Below are 16,173 nucleotides of genomic sequence, written 5' to 3'. Positions count from 1 at the left end.
AGATAAGAAACGGCAGGCTATTGAACAAGCTTGCCTTGCCAATAGCTTTGCAACAAGCTTTAATAGACTTTACTACCCTTTAAGCTACTTTTTCCACAATAGCTTCAAATGCATTTGGATGGTTCATAGCCAAGTCAGCCAATACTTTTCTATTTATATCCATATTACTTTGTTTAAGTTTACCCATAAATTGGGCATAAGCCATACCATGTAGACGAACTGCTGCGTTGATGCGCTGTATCCATAAACTTCTTATGGTTCTTTTTTTTGTTTTTCGATCTCTATAAGCATATAAGAGCCCTTTTTCAACTGCATTTTTGGCTACGGTCCAGACATTTTTTCTTTTGCCCCAATAACCCTTTGCTAATTTTAATACCCGCTTTTTACGTGCTTTTGAGGCTACTGAGTTAACTGATCTTGGCATGTGTATATTCTAATTTAGAAGTTGATAATATTTATAAAACTACAGAACCATAGATACTGTAGTGGCAGCATAAAGGTAGAAATACATTACATGACTAGCAATTTGCGAATGGTTGGTGCATTCGTTTCATGTACGAGGGTGCTATGGGTAAGCTGCCTTTTTTGCTTGGTGCTTTTAATTTTTTTTGCCAAGCAATGGTTCTTAAAAGCATGTTTCCGCTTGATTTTACCTGTACCGGTTACTTGAAATCTTTTTTTTGAACCAGAATGTGTTTTGACTTTTGGCATATCTTTGGTTATGACAGAATTTAATCGCTTAGTGATGGTAAATCATCTATGCGCTTGTGATTTTTTGCTAATGGCTTAGCCATCTGGTAAGCTGCTTGCACCACCAGATTACAAATTGCAGCTGCTTTTGCTATAAGGGTGCTATCTGCTTACTACTTAATAATATCAACAGGTATAGCTAGCTTATTCTTACACAGCCCTCAAATATAGTGAAAAAGATGTAAATAAAAGGAAAATTTTATCAAAAATAAGCTTATTTTTTATGTACGAGAGGCGCTATGGTTAGACTCATTTTTTTTCCTTCTAGTTTAGGAAGTTGTTCTACTTTTCCATAGGCTTCTAACCCTTGTGAAAACCTAAGTAAGATTAATTCACCTCTTTCTTTAAATATAATTTCCCTACCTACAAATTTAACACAAACTTTCACTTTAGCACCAGCTTTTAAAAAGTTAATCGCATGCCTTAACTTGAAATCAAAGTCATGATCGCTGGTATTGGGACCAAAACGAATCTCTTTTATGACAACTTTTTGGGCATTATTTTTTATTTCTTTGTGCTTTCTTTTCTGCAAGTACTTAAACTTAGCATAATCCATTACTTTACAAACAGGACAATCATTTGCTTTTGTAATTTCTACTAAGTCAAGGGCTTGGCCTGCTGCAATGGCTAAAGCTTCACGGATGCTATAGACACCAGTCGTGACATTATCCCCAACCAAACGAACTTCTGATGCAGTGATCCGCTCGTTTACGTTAAGTGTTTCTTTTATTGTATTTTTCAAATGGCCAAGTATTGGTTATGGTCTGTTGTACGCAATGTGTTTGGTTGCGCTAGCATTTCTTGCTATGCAACATCACATAATATACAAATATCTAAACAAGTTTTCAATAAATCAAATCAAAGAAATGGATGCATTTGTAGCTGTTTTAGCTTATATTTTTGGCGGTGCTGCTGGAACGGAATATCAAAAATAATCCTATGATAATCCACGGTATGCTAAGCCATTGTCCCATATTAAGCCACATATTGTTTTCAAATGCAACTTGATTTTCTTTATAAAATTCGTTCAAAAAACGGAGTGAAAAGGCGATTACTGCAAAAGATCCAAAGAGCCGACCGGATACTAACGTTTGACCTTTTTGATACCACCATAAGAATAGTATCATAAATACCAAAAAGTAGGAGCATGCTTCATAAAGTTGTGCCGGGTGTCTTGGAATGGCCCAGGTGTATACATTCGCTTGATAACTTCCATTTTGTTTTTGTAGCGTGTAAGATAGGGGGCTACCATAGGGTTCATATATGTGCGGCGGTGGGTTGAAATAAGCCTTTTGGATCAGCTCATTTTTTAAAGCCTTTTGAAGGAAATTTTTAATCATGATTTCATCTGTAATATTTTTTTTAAAGGTAATGGCTAATTCAATGGGTGGGTAGTTGCCTTTTATAGGTAGCCTGTTTGCAGTGGTTGCTTTACGTATCACTAAATTTTGAATGGTCGAGCCATACTTCTTGCATAGATGGTCATGCAAATCTCTGACAAATAATACGCCATAATTGGATCCAGTAGGTTGGCCAATAACTTCAGAATTCATAAAATTACCTATCCGGATAATCGCACAACCCAAAGCACCTAAAATGACCAAATGATCTACTAACCATAAAAACTTTACCGTAGGCCGACGGTTTTTTAAATGGATACGAAGTGGGAAAAGGGAAATAGTAAGCCGTTTTACATATAAAAAAATAGCAAATATAATGCCAATGGCAGCCCCATGACTGGCCAATCCCCTAAACCCGGTTATTTCAAATTTGGGGGAGAAGGTAACAGGCAAAAATATTTCTAATAGGTGGTGTTGATAGTAGTCCCATTCATAAAAAATAACATGGCCTAAACGGGCCCCAAATAGTACGGCCAAGGCAATATAATTGGGAAGTGCTTCAGCTTCTGAGCTGTCTTTGCCAGCTTTGGCAAACATATAATGTAAAATAGGTATGCCTGCCAACACAGCGGTACCAAAAAGTAGATTATACCAACGAAGGGTTAAAAACCCTTTTGTAAACAGTATTGGAGATACATCCCATATAATTGCATTGGAAATCAGCATGATATGTTAAATAATGTTAAGTAGATTGGATAAAAATAGTCTTTTTCATATAGCATAGGGCCGAGATGCTTTGAATAGGATGACCAACAACGCATAATAGCCCATACAACCCATTCTAGCCATTTAGGGCTTAAAGATATCGACCCTATGGAAAAAAACCTAACTATTCAGAATCCAATCTACTAGTAGACGTACCCCAAATCCTGTAGCACCTGCATGATGGTAGGCCCATCTTTTTTCAGTCCAGACTGTACCTGCGATATCTAGGTGTGCCCAAGCTGTTTTTTTAACAAATTGTTTTAAAAATAGAGCCGCTGTAATAGATCCCCCCCCTGGTTTTTTGCCTGCATTGCACATATCTGCAATAATAGAATGCATATATTCAAAATAAGTGTCTTCTAGTGGCATTTGCCAAATTTTTTCACCTGTTCTTGGAGCAGCAGCCATCAAACTGTTGATCAGTGGTTGATCGCTGCCAAATATACCTGCCATACGTGTGCCGAGTGCAACGACCATAGCGCCTGTTAAAGTAGCTAAGTCTACAATGGCATCTACCCCGAGCCTTTCTGCATAAACCAATGCATCGGCTAGGGTAAGTCTTCCTTCTGCATCTGTATTGTCTATTTCAATGGTTTTACCATTAGAAGCAGTGACAATATCGCCAGGCTTAGTGGCACGCCCATTAATCATATTTTCTGTAGCAGCAACAATAAAGTGAATCTCTTTGTTGGGTTGGATGGCACCAATAACCTCTGCTGTGCCCAGCACTGCTGCAGCACCGGACATATCATATTTCATTAACTCAATATGCGAATTGCCTATCTTTAAGTTGAGTCCACCCGCGTCAAAGGTGACACCTTTGCCTATAAGGGCAATTTTTTGAAAAGGAGATCGGGTATCAAATGATTTGGGTTTATAAGAAAGATGAATAAATTTGGGTGGTGCGCTAGAACCTTGTGTAACGGAAAGATAAGCCCCCATACCCAAGCGTTGGCAATCCTCTTTTTCTAAAATATTGATATCAAAGTGATGCTTTTCAGCTAATGCAATGGCAGTTTCAGCCAAGGTGGAAGGGGTAACATGATTGGCAGGAGCATTTACCAAGTCTTTTGCTAGATGCACCCCTCTTACAATTTTTTTTGCCAATTCAATGGTTGAGTGATCCGCTATACTATTTACAAAGTAGACCTTTTTCAAATAGGTGGTTTTGGTATCCTGCTGGGATTTAAAACGTTCGTCTACATAAGCAGCCAATAAAATGCCTTCAGTAAACGCTTTTAAATGCATCTTATCATTGTGTAGTGTGGTAAAATCGACCACTACGGATGGACTGTGCAGCTTGATACATGCACTATAGACCATGGCTGCGGCTTGTCGAATGGATTCATCACCAATGGCTTCCTGTTTTCCTAACCCAATCAATATTACTTTACCTACGGTATGAAAACAGTTGGCTGTAGCTGTCTCACCTTGTTTGCCTGTAAATTTACATTCTTTGATCAAGGGTGCGACAACGTCATGGTAAAAAGACTCATGGACCAAATGAGCAGTATCGGCCGAAGCGCTATTGTTTTCAAAAATACCAAACGCATAACAGTTTTGTGCTACTTGTGATGGTTGGCTACTCAAAAATTCAAATTCAGGATAGTGCATAATAGTTGCTTTAAGTAGTGGCTTTAAAGTGCACATAAATGGGCTGTGCTTTGTGACCCTAGGTGGATAGGAGATTAACTTTCCCTACAATTTTTTAAATATACACAAATAATAAAAGAATAAATGGACCCTTGACAGCTATTAAAAATGGTTATCTTGTCACCGATAGTCTTTACAAAAGGAGAGCGCAAACTATTTTTAGTTGTGCTATACGGGGAGCTCCCCCATATCATCATGGTCTTCTAGTCTATTTTGTGGCATATGATTGATAACATCTACCCCTTGGTTTTTAGATTTTATACCACCCAATAATACCAACTGTTGACCTACAATTTGTACAATATATTTTTGCGCACCATCCTTATCTGTATAACACCTGTGTATTAACTTTCCTTCTATGTATACCTGTTGACCCTTGGTTAGATATTGGGCTGCCACTTCTGCATGAGGGGTCCAAAGTACTATTTCGTGCCAATCAGTATGATTTATTTTTTGACCTTCTTTTGTTTTGTAGCTATCGTGCGTTGCTACAGTAAGTTGCACCCGCATGCGCCCATTTTCTAAGTGGCGTATTTCTGGCGCTTTACCTAAGTTACCCAAAATAATCACTTTATTAACACTTGCCATGTCGGTTGTCCATAATAGAAAAAAATAGTTTTGATCCCTGTTTAATTTAAGACCTTACTAGGTAAGTTGCAACTGCTTAGGGATAGCTTGGAAAGTATGTATACCACTTGTGTTTAGAGGGATAACATTTGGAACCATCATTTTTGCTTTTCAATCCTTTGCAAAAGGGTGTCAGCCATAAGGTATCCTTCATCTTTTCTTACTTCAAGTGAACGTTGGATGATAAAGGTAAGCAGTTGAGTAGGGTAGAGGCCAATTTCTGCTGCTTGATGGAATAAAAAAGAAGCGGGATGCATACCGGCCGTAGTATTGGGGTCATTTAATATGATTTCGTTATCATGAGTGATAAAGCCATCTATACGGGCATATACTTGACAATCTAGCAGTTGGAATAAGTCAATAGCCTGTTTTCGGATGCGCTTCAGTAAGGAAGTAGATAAGATCATAGGCGTTTGTTTCCGTACTATACCGGGCAAATATTTTGCTCTATAATCAAAATGAATCTTTCCCTTGACCATTTCAGTTGGAGGTAGTGCAATGGGATTTCCTGTTTCTGCTTCTAGTACCATGCAAGAAAATTCTCTTCCTTGAATAAAGGCTTCAATGATTATGGAGGCTTCTGCTTGTGCACTCATTAATAAGATAGGGGGCTGTTTTTTTTGAAAATAAAGTTCTAGGTAATTTAGTAAGGTATAAGGCGTATAGAAAATTTGGTCAGCGACTCGCAAAGGAAATCCTATGCCTTCACGTACATCGATCAAGCTAATCAACCAATTTTTTATGTCTGTTCGTGTATAACTTTGCCACTGATCATAGCTTATTGCTTCCATAAAGAATGCCTTATGGACGGCATGGATAAAGGAATGGAGTGTAGCGTCTTCCACAATGGTCACGCCTATAGAGGAGCCTTGTTTGCTGCTTTTTACTACGAAAGGCAAGCCAAGGGCAGTCATTATTTGGTCAAATAATTTTTCTTTGTCATCTATATCCAGCCATTCTTTTTGACCCAGAATGAGAGAACGAGGCAGTACAAAACCCGATTGCTGTAAAAGCTTTTGTTGAAATATTTTGTTTATGGTCAGTGCAGCTGGTAGGATATCAGATCCTGTATACGGAATGTGATACCACCTTAATAGTCCTTGTATGGTTCCGTCTTCTCCATAAGGACCATGTAAGCAGAGAAAAGCCATATCAAAGTATTTGGAAAAATCAGGGGGATCTATTTTTTTTCCTATTTTTTCTATATGTAGCGCATGGCTTTCGGTAGTAGGCAATGACTCTATGTAAAGGGGAACCCCCCCAAAATTAGCTGTAATGGCAGATGGATAGAATTCCCGAATGGTACCCTGATAAAGGTATTGCTTATGAAGCAGAATAAAGTTTCCTAAACTATCTACAAATATAGGAACTGGTTCAAATTTTTTTCGATCTAAATGGTCATAAACAGTACGCCCCCCTGCAAAAGAAATTTCACGTTCTCTTGATGGCCCTCCAAAAAATATGGCTACTTTGATTGGGGTTAATACAGTGTTCTGCACGAAAAGATACAATTAGGCTCCATTGGATAATATTATTTTATACGAGCGTAAGAACCACTGTAAGGTGTTTTTCGCTAATAATTTTAACCTGTTTTATTTTCCTACATAGGCTGCTTTATACAACTATTGGTTAGCCATCTCTATAGCAGCTTACGCCATTTTTTTTAGCTCAGATGCTTGGCTACTTTTGTCTACTGGTTTAAGTAATTCTAGTTGCGTCCTAGCCAGTTGGTCTAATGCATAGTCTTTATCAATAATTAGGTTTTGTTGGTCTTTTAGAGATGGAGCCGTATACATTACCTCACTCATAATGCTTTCACAAATAGAACGTAGCCCTCTGGCTCCTAATTTTAATGATATAGCTTGCTCAGCAATCAAGTCAAGTGTTTCTTCTGTAAAAGTTAGGGTGATACCATCTATTGCAAACAACTTAGTATACTGCTTTATCAATGCATTTTTAGGTTCTGTGAGAATACGTCGAAGGTCAGATTTGGTAAGTGGTTCAAATCCTCTTACAATTGGAAGACGACCTACTAGTTCGGGAATCAAACCATATCCCTTTATATCTGATGAAGAAACATATTTAAGTATGTCCTTATCATCTATTTTAGGTGTACGTTTTGCACAAAATTCAAATCCTATGCTATTAAAGTTAATCCGATTGCCAATGGTTCTAGCAATACCATCAAAAGCCCCTCCACAAATAAATAAAATCTTTTCTGTATTGACCGCTGTTAGCTTCTGGTCTGGATGTTTTCTTCCACCATGTGGCGGTGCATTTACAATTGAGCCTTCTAATAACTTCAGTAAAGATTGTTGAACCCCTTCACCACTTACATCGCGGGTGATCGACGGATTGTCCCCTTTGCGTGCAATTTTATCGATTTCATCTACATATACAATTCCCCTTTCAGCTGCTGTTACCTCATAATTGGCCGCATGCAATAAGCGACTAATGATGCTTTCTACATCTTCTCCTACATAGCCTGCTTCTGTTAAGACGGTTGCATCTACAATACAAAAAGGTACCTCCAGCATTTGTGCTAAAGTACGGACCAAATAGGTTTTACCCGTTCCAGTTTCTCCAACCAATAATATATTCGATTTTTCAATGACTACGTCATCTTCTATATTGGCTGGATGAGACAGACGCTTATAATGGTTGTAAACAGCAATAGACAATGCTTTTTTAGCTTCTTCCTGTCCAATTACATATTCATCTAAATGGGCTTTAATTTCTTGTGGACGTAATAGATTTACTGGTTTGATGTCATTTATGATATTATCTTCCTTTTGAAGTTGAATAATCTGTGCAGCTTGTGTCACACATTGGTCACAGATGCGCCCTTCTGGACCCGTTACCATCATACTGACTATCTCACTAGCTTTTTTGCAAAAAGAGCAATGGGTTTTCATAGTAGTAGTAATTATATGATTAATTTTTTTTCTCTTGCTCTAATACAGAATCAATAATTCCATATGCTTTAGCCTGGCTTGCACGCATCCAATAATCTCTATCTGAATCACGCTCGACAGATGCATAATCTTGACCTGTATGAGTGGAGAGAATGTTATAAATATCTTTTTTAATTTCAATCATTTGCTGCATGGTAATTTCCATGTCAGCGGCTGTGCCTTTAGAGCCTCCTAGAGGTTGGTGAATCATAACCCTGGCATGTGGCAAAGCAGACCGTTTATTTTTAGCACCTCCTGCCAGTAATACTGCAGCCATAGAAGCGGCAAGGCCTGTGCAAATGGTCGCTACGTCAGGCAAAATATACTGCATGGTATCATAAATACCTAAGCCTGAATATACGGTACCTCCTGGACTGTTGATATAAAGCAAAATGTCTTTTTTTGTATCGACCGATTGTAAAAAAAGTAGTTGTGCAATAATCACATTGGCAATGTTATCATCTACTTGTGTACCAAGAAAAATAATTCTGTCCATAATCAATCTAGAAAAAACATCTACTTCTCTAAAGTGACCGGGACGTTGCTCAATAACAGACCGTGTCATGTTTTCGACATCTGATACGTAATGATGTATTTGTGAACCAGTTGCATAGCCATTTTTAACTGCAAATTTTTGAAATTCTTTTTGATCTGGCATAAATAATATGGAAGGTGAAATGCATTTTTTACCTATTTTTACTACTATAGTATAGAATAAATCAGTAACCTTTTTGAAATTTAGTGTAAAATAATATATTAAACAAATAACCTATCTGTTATTTTGTGCAACAATCATTGTCCAGTACTACAGTAGATCTAATAGATGATCCTGACTGGTCTATGATTGAAGCAATATGGGCTTGTAGGTTAGATAGGTCATGGGGTGTAAACCAGCTTATGTTTTTGGTTTTTTTAAACCACGTCATCTGTTTTTTTGCATATTTTTTCGTGTTTATTTTAATCTGGTCTATGGCTTCTGCTAAGCTCGATTGACCTTCCATATAGTTGAATAATTCTTTATAGCCTAATGTTTGCAAGGCATTGGTTCCCTTGTAAGGATATAGTTTTTCAACTTCTTCCAGCAATCCTTGTTCCATCATAGCATCTACACGTAGGTTGATCCGTTTGTGCAGTAATGCTTTTGGTTGGATTAGACCTATCGTTATAATATTAAATTTTCTTGTTGCTTGGGTCTGTTGTTTGCGTAAAGTTGAGTAAGGTATGCCTGTACCCAGGCACACTTCTAATGCTCTGATAACTCTTTGGGGATTGTTAAGATCTACTGTGCGATAGTATGTGGGGTCTTTTTCCGCTAGTAGTTGGGTCAGGTAGGGGAGTCCTTTTGCTGCTAAGGAACTATTTAAGTTGGTACGCAGACTGGATGGAAGAGTAGGTATTTCGGCTAGTCCTTCACAGAGTGCTTTTAGGTAGAGTCCAGAGCCACCTGTTGCGATTACAACATCTTGATGCATAAAAAGTTTATCGAGCGTTTGTAATGCCTCTTGGGCAAATTGTCCAGCTGTATAATTGGCTTGAATGGGTAAAAAAGATAAAAAATGGTGTGGAATGCCCCTCATTTCTGCTTGGGTAGGTTGTGCGGTACCAATCACCATATCACGATAAAATTGTCTGGCATCAACAGATATAATCTCTGTTTCCAGCGTTTCAGCCAGTTCAATGGATAATGCGGTCTTGCCTATAGCAGTTGGGCCTACTATAGCGATTAAGTGTTTGGTATGCGTTGAAGTCATTAGGGTTAAAAATAAAATAATATCAATTCGGGATTAGCTTCTTAAGAAGTATCTTCAAAAAGCTCCTTTGTCTTTTAAATTTGGAAATGCAAAACAACAAATTACCAAAGGAGCCAATTATAAATGTATCAAAACCAGTCGAAATATATTATACTGTTAATGAATTTAAAAAAAATTTTATTTTTTTTAGTATAAAAATTTATATAACGTAGCATCCATTCAGTTGGTCTATCTAAATTACTACCAATCAACCATAGACGCTATAGAAGCTATGCATCTATCCCAAAGCGTGATAAATGGATAAATTGTATTAGAAATCCATCTACGATATAATATATGTCTATTAATTTTTCTACATTTATAATTGGCTCCTTTGGTTGTTCGGGGGTGCTTTTCAATGCCCTACATGTACAATAAAAAAGCGCTGATTTCAAGGAAAAAAATTAACATCTAATCCAGCGTTCAGGTAGTATAGTAATACCACATAAGTCAAAAATTTAAAGCATGCGTAGGTACTTTATTTTTTTTTATTCTATTGGTGCATAAGGTTTCTATAACTTTTGCCTCATCATTAGGCCATTTGCTTGCTTTTGATGATTATGTGAAGGCAATCTACCAGCGGCAAAATTTTACGGAAGAAGCAGATTTTGAATCAATCAAAGAAAGACTCCAAGAAGCCTATGCTGCCCCATTAGACTTAAATAAGGCAACCGAAGCATCATTAGATGAATTAGGTATTTTATCTAAAAATCAAATTAAAAGTTATTTTAACCATGTAGCGACTACAGGGCCATTGTATTCCAAATACGAACTACAGGCTATTCCTGACTTTGATTTGACTACTATAGCATTGCTATTGCCTTTTGTCTATGTAGCAGAAACCTACCATTTACCCTATCATTCTTTTAAAAGCAATACAAGTAAATCCAACTATTTTTTATTGCGTTACATGCCTGCATTCCGCTCAAGAGATTTTAGCCAGTCTTCAACCTTAGGCAATTTAGATGGCTATACTGTTCAATTTTTATTTGATCATCAAAATGATATAACATGGGGTATCACCGCTAGAAAACAAGCAGGGGAATCTTTTTGTTGGGACCATGCTACCTATCGTTATGGATTTAACCTATGGTCCATCTTTGTAATGGTAAACCATAAAAAGTATATAAAAAGAATGGTGATTGGTAATTACCAGGTAGGATATGGACAGGGCTTGCTATTAAGTGCAGGCTATACCCATAAAGGAGATGCGATTGGTTCGGTCATCCGTTCCAATCATATCGGTATTCGTCCCTATAAGGGCATTAGACGTGTTGGATTACGGGGTGTAGCCATCACATCTGATGTAGCCATGGTGGAGCTAACGGGATTCTATGCCAACCATAACTTAGATGCTGCCCTACCATTAAATGGCCAACAGCAGTGTTATACCCATCGGATAGATTGCATCGGTAAGTATGATACCACCTATAACTTATCAAAAAAAGGTGTGGTCAATGAACAGGTCCTTGGGTGTACCATACGGAAGGAGTATGATAGGCACCAAACAGAGGTAGGGATGAATCTGATTTATAACTATTACGATATACCGGTTATGCTAAAAGACGAAGCCGCTGTTTCCTATTTATTGCAAAACCAACTTGGGCTTAGTGTATTCTATCGTTTGCTATGGAAAAACTGCATAGGATTTGGAGAACTAGGGCTTACTTTTCCAAATACACTTAGCTCTAAAAAATCAAAAGCCTTGATTATAGGATGTATTATAAGTTTTTCCCGTTATATAGATCTTTCTGGTACATTGTATTACTATGGGAAAGGATGGTACACACCCTATGGCAATGCTTTTAAACATTATAGCACAGACCACGGAAATGAAAAAGGAGGGTATCTGTGTTTACAGTTTACCCCTTTATCTAACTGGAAACTTACAACCAGTAGTCACTTTTTTACTATATTGTGCCCTAAGCCACAGCTAAAAGTAGCCAGTATTGGCCATTGTTTTACTACGCGTTCTAATTATGCATTGAATCGCTCAACGATATTTCTGGTACGGTATAAGCTATATCACCATCCGCGCAATAAGCCTAAAGCAGGAGATCGTTCAGGTGGCATAGCAGTTCAGCGAGCGATCCAAAATAGTTTTAAGTGTAGGGTAGACCACAAGCTTACCCATTATTGGTGGAGCGATTTGGAAGTACAATATACCCATTATACTTTTTTAGAAGAACCCCATCATGGCTATGCGCTATCCAGCAGACAAAAATGGAAAAAAAATAAATGGCAATTTACCTGCAAAGCAATCTTGTTTAAAACCCAAAACTACAGCACTAGATTATATTTTTATTTACCCAATCCATTATATAGTGGTACACAGTTTCGTGCCTATTGTGGCAATGGTATGGCTACTACTTGGTTGGTTTGTTGGAAGCCTATTGACATAGTTCGCCTAGAGATGCAATATACTTTTGTATATTTATTTGATAATATGAATAAAAAAGAATCAGTACATAAATGTCTACCCATTAGCAGTAAGCACAATGGCACCATCCAAATGCTAATAAACTTTTAATCCAGTATACTATTTAAAATTGTAGGTAACAGGAAGCACTAATAGAAATCAATTTTATACGAGATAAAAGCTATGAAAACCCTAACCCATCAACCTTTTTTAGCACAAGTCATCCACCATTTGCATCGGTCCAATAGGCATCACCAATCACTTTTGATATTTCCTACCCAACTATCTATTGATTATTTTCTATCTTTATTCAATAAAAAAAGCGAACAAAAAAGTGTTACGTGTTTAACCTTGCATCAGTTGATCATGATGCATAGTAGCATCAAGCTACTACCTACTTTAACCTTGCTCAGTAGGCTACATAGATTAGTCGAACAGGTTTTAAATAGGAAAGAATCTTTTGAGCAATTCTATGGTTGGGGGCTTACCCTTTTGCAAGATTTTAATGGTATAGATACCCATCTTTTAAATGCTAATGCGTTGTATGCATCCTTCATCCAGCAAAAAAAAAAGACCATCGATGCTTTTGTAGACCAGAATCTATTGGGCTCGCTTCAAAAGTCTAGCCCCTTATCACTATTTCAACAAGAAGCAGCGCTTATTGTTGGGCAGCAATTTCCTCTGTTGTATCAATCCTTTAGGGAAGGTTTAATAGAAAAACAAGAAGGATATGAAGGCTTATGCCATAGTATGGCACGACCATTACCCCAGTTAATCGCTACTTATCAGGAACTTATTTTTATTGGATTTAATCTATTAACAGCTGTTGAAGAGCAGTTTATGCAGCAATGTAGGGCAATCGCTTTTACCACTTTTTTTTGGGATGTTGACACCCATTATTTAGACCATTCCAATAACATAGCGGGCCATTATCTCCGCCAGCATAGAGCAAAAAAATGGTTTCAGAACAATTTTCCAACTGCTACTTATTTGAATGATCCTGGTAAAAAAGTTTGGCTCATAGAAACCTCTAGTATGGTCGCACAAGTCCAAGCAGTAGTAGAAGCTTTAGAAGAAAAAACCAATAAGGGTCTACCCAAGTTCCCAGCCAACCAAACTGCCGTAGTAATAAGTGGTAACGATTTACTTATACCTTTGTTAGATCAGCTTTCTAAGCTATCTATTCCCTTACATTGCAAATTGGAGTACCCATTTAGCGCTACCGTTGTATATACCTTATTAGGCCACTTGGTACAGCTTTGGGAAGCTACTATGGAAGGGAATCAGCTCGATATCTATATAGTTAAACTTTTGGCGTTATGTAATCCATTTGTACAAGATATGACGCAATCGGGGCGGGCTATAGACCATGTTTTTTCAAAGGATGGATCTGATCAGTCTGGATCCTTTGACCTATGGTTGAACAAGGCGCATAAAGACCTTTTGTCTTACCTTAAGGAAGGGTTAGCCTATATAGATGACTGTTTTATAGAAACAGATGACCTCTTCTTAGCCCTGAATAAAAGCGCACTAACGCATCTACTGGAATATATTGATGGCCTAGCAGTAGAAATGGATAGCTGTTCTGTTGCTTTTTTATTAAATCGTGTAAAAGAAAGTAAAATCTGTTTTCATCAACATCATCCTATAACAGGACTCTACGTTGTAGAAGTTGCTACATCCTATAATTTAGATTTTGAACATATTTTTTTTCTGAATATGAACGAAGGGTCGTTTCCTAAACCGATGCACTATGATTCTTTTATACCGTATGATTTGCGTTATACCCTTGGACTACCCTTTTTAGATAAAGTAGCAGAAAACAGCACAGCTTATGGATTTTATAGATTATTGCAGCGTGCCCAAAATATCTATTGTTATTATGTCCAAAAAAATAGTTTAGATACTTCTAGTGAAATGAATCGACTCTTAATGCAGTTGACCTTTGATAGTACATTAAATATTATACCATCTGATCGTGCTATCCATCTGCCCACGAGAGCAGTTCCTGTGATATCTATTCAAAAAGATGATGCAGTAATGCAGTTATTAAATAGGTTTCTAGTCAAAGAGTCATCAGCAGCTGCCTCTAGTTTAACCCCTTCTGCATTAATTGCTTATTTATCTTGTCCACTTCAATTTTATTTTATCTATTTGCTTCAACTAAAGCAGCGCGTATGGCCTAAAGAGGGTGCAGAGGCTGTACAGTTGGGTACATTGTTTCATCGTGTTATGGCAAGCTGTTACCAACCTTTTGTAGGTGTACATATGGATAAAAAAATGGTTATGCAACTGGCGTCAAATATAAAAATAAAGCTAAAAGAAGCGATTGCTGCACAACGGACTGAACTAAGTGCACCTATGTTACTCCATGCACTACTAGAAAAGCTCTTAATGCGTATGTTGGACTTAGATCATGCTGATGCGCCATTTACTATTTTGGGCGTTGAAGCAGCCATTAAGCAACCTATCCTGTTTAACCTAGATATAGTGCGCAAAGTTTGGTTAAGTGGTGTGATAGATCGCATAGATACATCAAACCACGTAATTCGTATTATAGACTATAAAACAGGCTTATCCAATTATAGAATAGCCAGTATAGCTAGCTTATTTGATCCTGCTCAGGTTAAAAAAAATAAAGCTATATTTCAAGTTTTTTTATACGCCTGGCTTTTTAAATCACTATATGGAATGCATGGTTCGGAACAAGTTATGCCTTATTTGATGCATATTCCGTCTCTTTTTCTAGCTGATTATAAGCCTGGTATATTCATTCAACAATCAGATAATAGTAAAAAGTATCAACAGATAGAAGATATTATGGAATATGCAGAGCCATTTGAAGAGGGATTAAAGGCGTTGCTTGTGGAAATTTTTAATCCTGCTATACCTTTTGTACAAACACAAGATATTGAAATATGTGCCTATTGCCCATACGTGCGCATTTGTCAAAGGGATGTAGTAGCCTGAAAAAATTAGACAAAAAAAGTAGTTACGTTTCTGTAAAGTATAGTTTTATTGATTTAATATAAAGAGATACAATGGTAAAAATAAGATTAGAAAATTTAGTATGGCCGACTGAAACATTAGCACAAAATAACAAAAAATAATTTACATGGTTCAAACAAAAGATCCATGTGGGATTATCGATAAGTTGAACAACTTACCAAAAATCTCATATAATCTTCTATATAATTTTGATTTTTTACAAATTATTTTTACGGCCTTTATACTGAACCTTCATACTTAATCTTTGATCAAGAATTTATACAGGTTGCTGTCGCGTTTGTTTTTATCTGTTTAACAATGTATTTTGCATATGACTTTTTCCTAATATTTAGGACATTTTTTATCATACATATATATTTTTTATAAATGATGCACTTAAAAACTACAAAAATAATACAATGTGTTTTTTTTCATACAGTTATACAAAAATAAAAACAAACACGACAAAACCCATATATAGATACAAACGTACCATTTATCCCTAAGCCCTAACGCTTATCCATTTGAATTTTTGAATTTTTTTTTCACTAACTCGATAATTTTTTTAATCTCATCTGTGGGGCGACATTTATCTGCATCTGTGGGGCGACATTTACCTGCCTCATTTACAGTTTTCTCCAACCCCTCTAAAACAGTATGTCGAGACCGTTGTTATAGATAGTTATTATAATTTTTGATAAGGTTGTAGTTGTATTTTTTGTAGTTTTTATGGTTAAGGATGCATAAATTTCATTATTTATTGATTTTCAAGTTAATATTTGTATATTTTAGATATACCATCCCCCTAAAAACCCTTTAAAATGATATTTGGAGCTCTATATAAATTATAGGCTATAGATTCCATAACATGTTGCGTATGGGTTTTA

12 protein-coding genes are annotated in these 16,173 nt (G+C 36.8%); 2 read left to right on the top strand and 10 right to left on the bottom strand.

Annotated elements, in window-relative coordinates:
• Window positions 1-79 precede the first annotated feature (79 nt).
• The 10 genes from rplT to miaA form a co-directional block, all read right to left on the bottom strand.
• Window positions 80-424, bottom strand: a complete 345-nt coding sequence (gene rplT / locus ACRRVB_RS00120) for a 50S ribosomal protein L20 (protein WP_432466009.1) — start codon at window positions 422-424, stop codon at window positions 80-82.
• 86 nt (window positions 425-510) lie between these two features.
• Complete coding sequence (gene rpmI / locus ACRRVB_RS00115) at window positions 511-711, bottom strand: 50S ribosomal protein L35 (protein ID WP_432466008.1); 201 nt, start codon at window positions 709-711, stop codon at window positions 511-513.
• Window positions 712-964: 253 nt separating this feature from the next.
• The gene (infC, locus tag ACRRVB_RS00110) at window positions 965-1,492 is read right to left on the bottom strand and encodes a translation initiation factor IF-3 (RefSeq protein WP_432466007.1); all 528 of its coding nucleotides are present in this window, start codon (window positions 1,490-1,492) and stop codon (window positions 965-967) included.
• Between the two features lie 145 nt (window positions 1,493-1,637).
• The gene (locus ACRRVB_RS00105) at window positions 1,638-2,816 is read right to left on the bottom strand and encodes a prolipoprotein diacylglyceryl transferase (protein WP_432466006.1); all 1,179 of its coding nucleotides are present in this window, start codon (window positions 2,814-2,816) and stop codon (window positions 1,638-1,640) included.
• A 159-nt stretch (window positions 2,817-2,975) separates the two neighbouring features.
• Window positions 2,976-4,505 carry a leucyl aminopeptidase gene (locus ACRRVB_RS00100; protein ID WP_432466005.1) on the bottom strand — a complete coding sequence of 510 codons (1,530 nt, stop codon included), beginning with the start codon at window positions 4,503-4,505 and terminating at the stop codon, window positions 2,976-2,978.
• Between the two features lie 171 nt (window positions 4,506-4,676).
• Window positions 4,677-5,096, bottom strand: a complete 420-nt coding sequence (locus tag ACRRVB_RS00095; protein ID WP_432466004.1) for a single-stranded DNA-binding protein — start codon at window positions 5,094-5,096, stop codon at window positions 4,677-4,679.
• Window positions 5,097-5,233: 137 nt separating this feature from the next.
• Window positions 5,234-6,634, bottom strand: a complete 1,401-nt coding sequence (locus ACRRVB_RS00090; RefSeq protein WP_432466003.1) for a D-alanine--D-alanine ligase family protein — start codon at window positions 6,632-6,634, stop codon at window positions 5,234-5,236.
• 150 nt (window positions 6,635-6,784) lie between these two features.
• Entirely contained in the window at window positions 6,785-8,050 is a 1,266-nt protein-coding gene (gene clpX, locus ACRRVB_RS00085) for an ATP-dependent Clp protease ATP-binding subunit ClpX (RefSeq protein WP_432466002.1), read from the bottom strand.
• Window positions 8,051-8,069: 19 nt separating this feature from the next.
• On the bottom strand, window positions 8,070-8,747 hold the full coding sequence (locus tag ACRRVB_RS00080; RefSeq protein ID WP_432466001.1) for a ClpP family protease: 678 nt from the start codon (window positions 8,745-8,747) through the stop codon (window positions 8,070-8,072).
• A gap of 118 nt (window positions 8,748-8,865) precedes the next feature.
• Window positions 8,866-9,840, bottom strand: coding sequence for a tRNA (adenosine(37)-N6)-dimethylallyltransferase MiaA (gene miaA / locus ACRRVB_RS00075; RefSeq protein WP_432466000.1), 975 nt, complete (start codon window positions 9,838-9,840; stop codon window positions 8,866-8,868).
• A gap of 535 nt (window positions 9,841-10,375) precedes the next feature.
• Between miaA and ACRRVB_RS00070 the strand changes: the two genes are divergently transcribed.
• Window positions 10,376-12,409 (top strand): hypothetical protein, encoded by a 2,034-nt coding sequence (locus tag ACRRVB_RS00070; protein WP_432465999.1) that lies wholly within the window; start codon window positions 10,376-10,378, stop codon window positions 12,407-12,409.
• Window positions 12,410-12,481: 72 nt separating this feature from the next.
• A complete protein-coding gene (locus tag ACRRVB_RS00065) occupies window positions 12,482-15,268 on the top strand; it encodes a PD-(D/E)XK nuclease family protein (protein ID WP_432465998.1) in 2,787 nt (928 codons plus the stop codon).
• Window positions 15,269-16,173: the final 905 nt, after the last annotated feature.

It is taken from the genome of Candidatus Cardinium hertigii (assembly GCF_050864855.1).
GTDB classification, from domain to species: Bacteria; Bacteroidota; Bacteroidia; order Cytophagales; family Amoebophilaceae; genus Cardinium; species Cardinium hertigii_C.
This window is presented reverse-complemented; position numbering and strand designations above follow the sequence as displayed.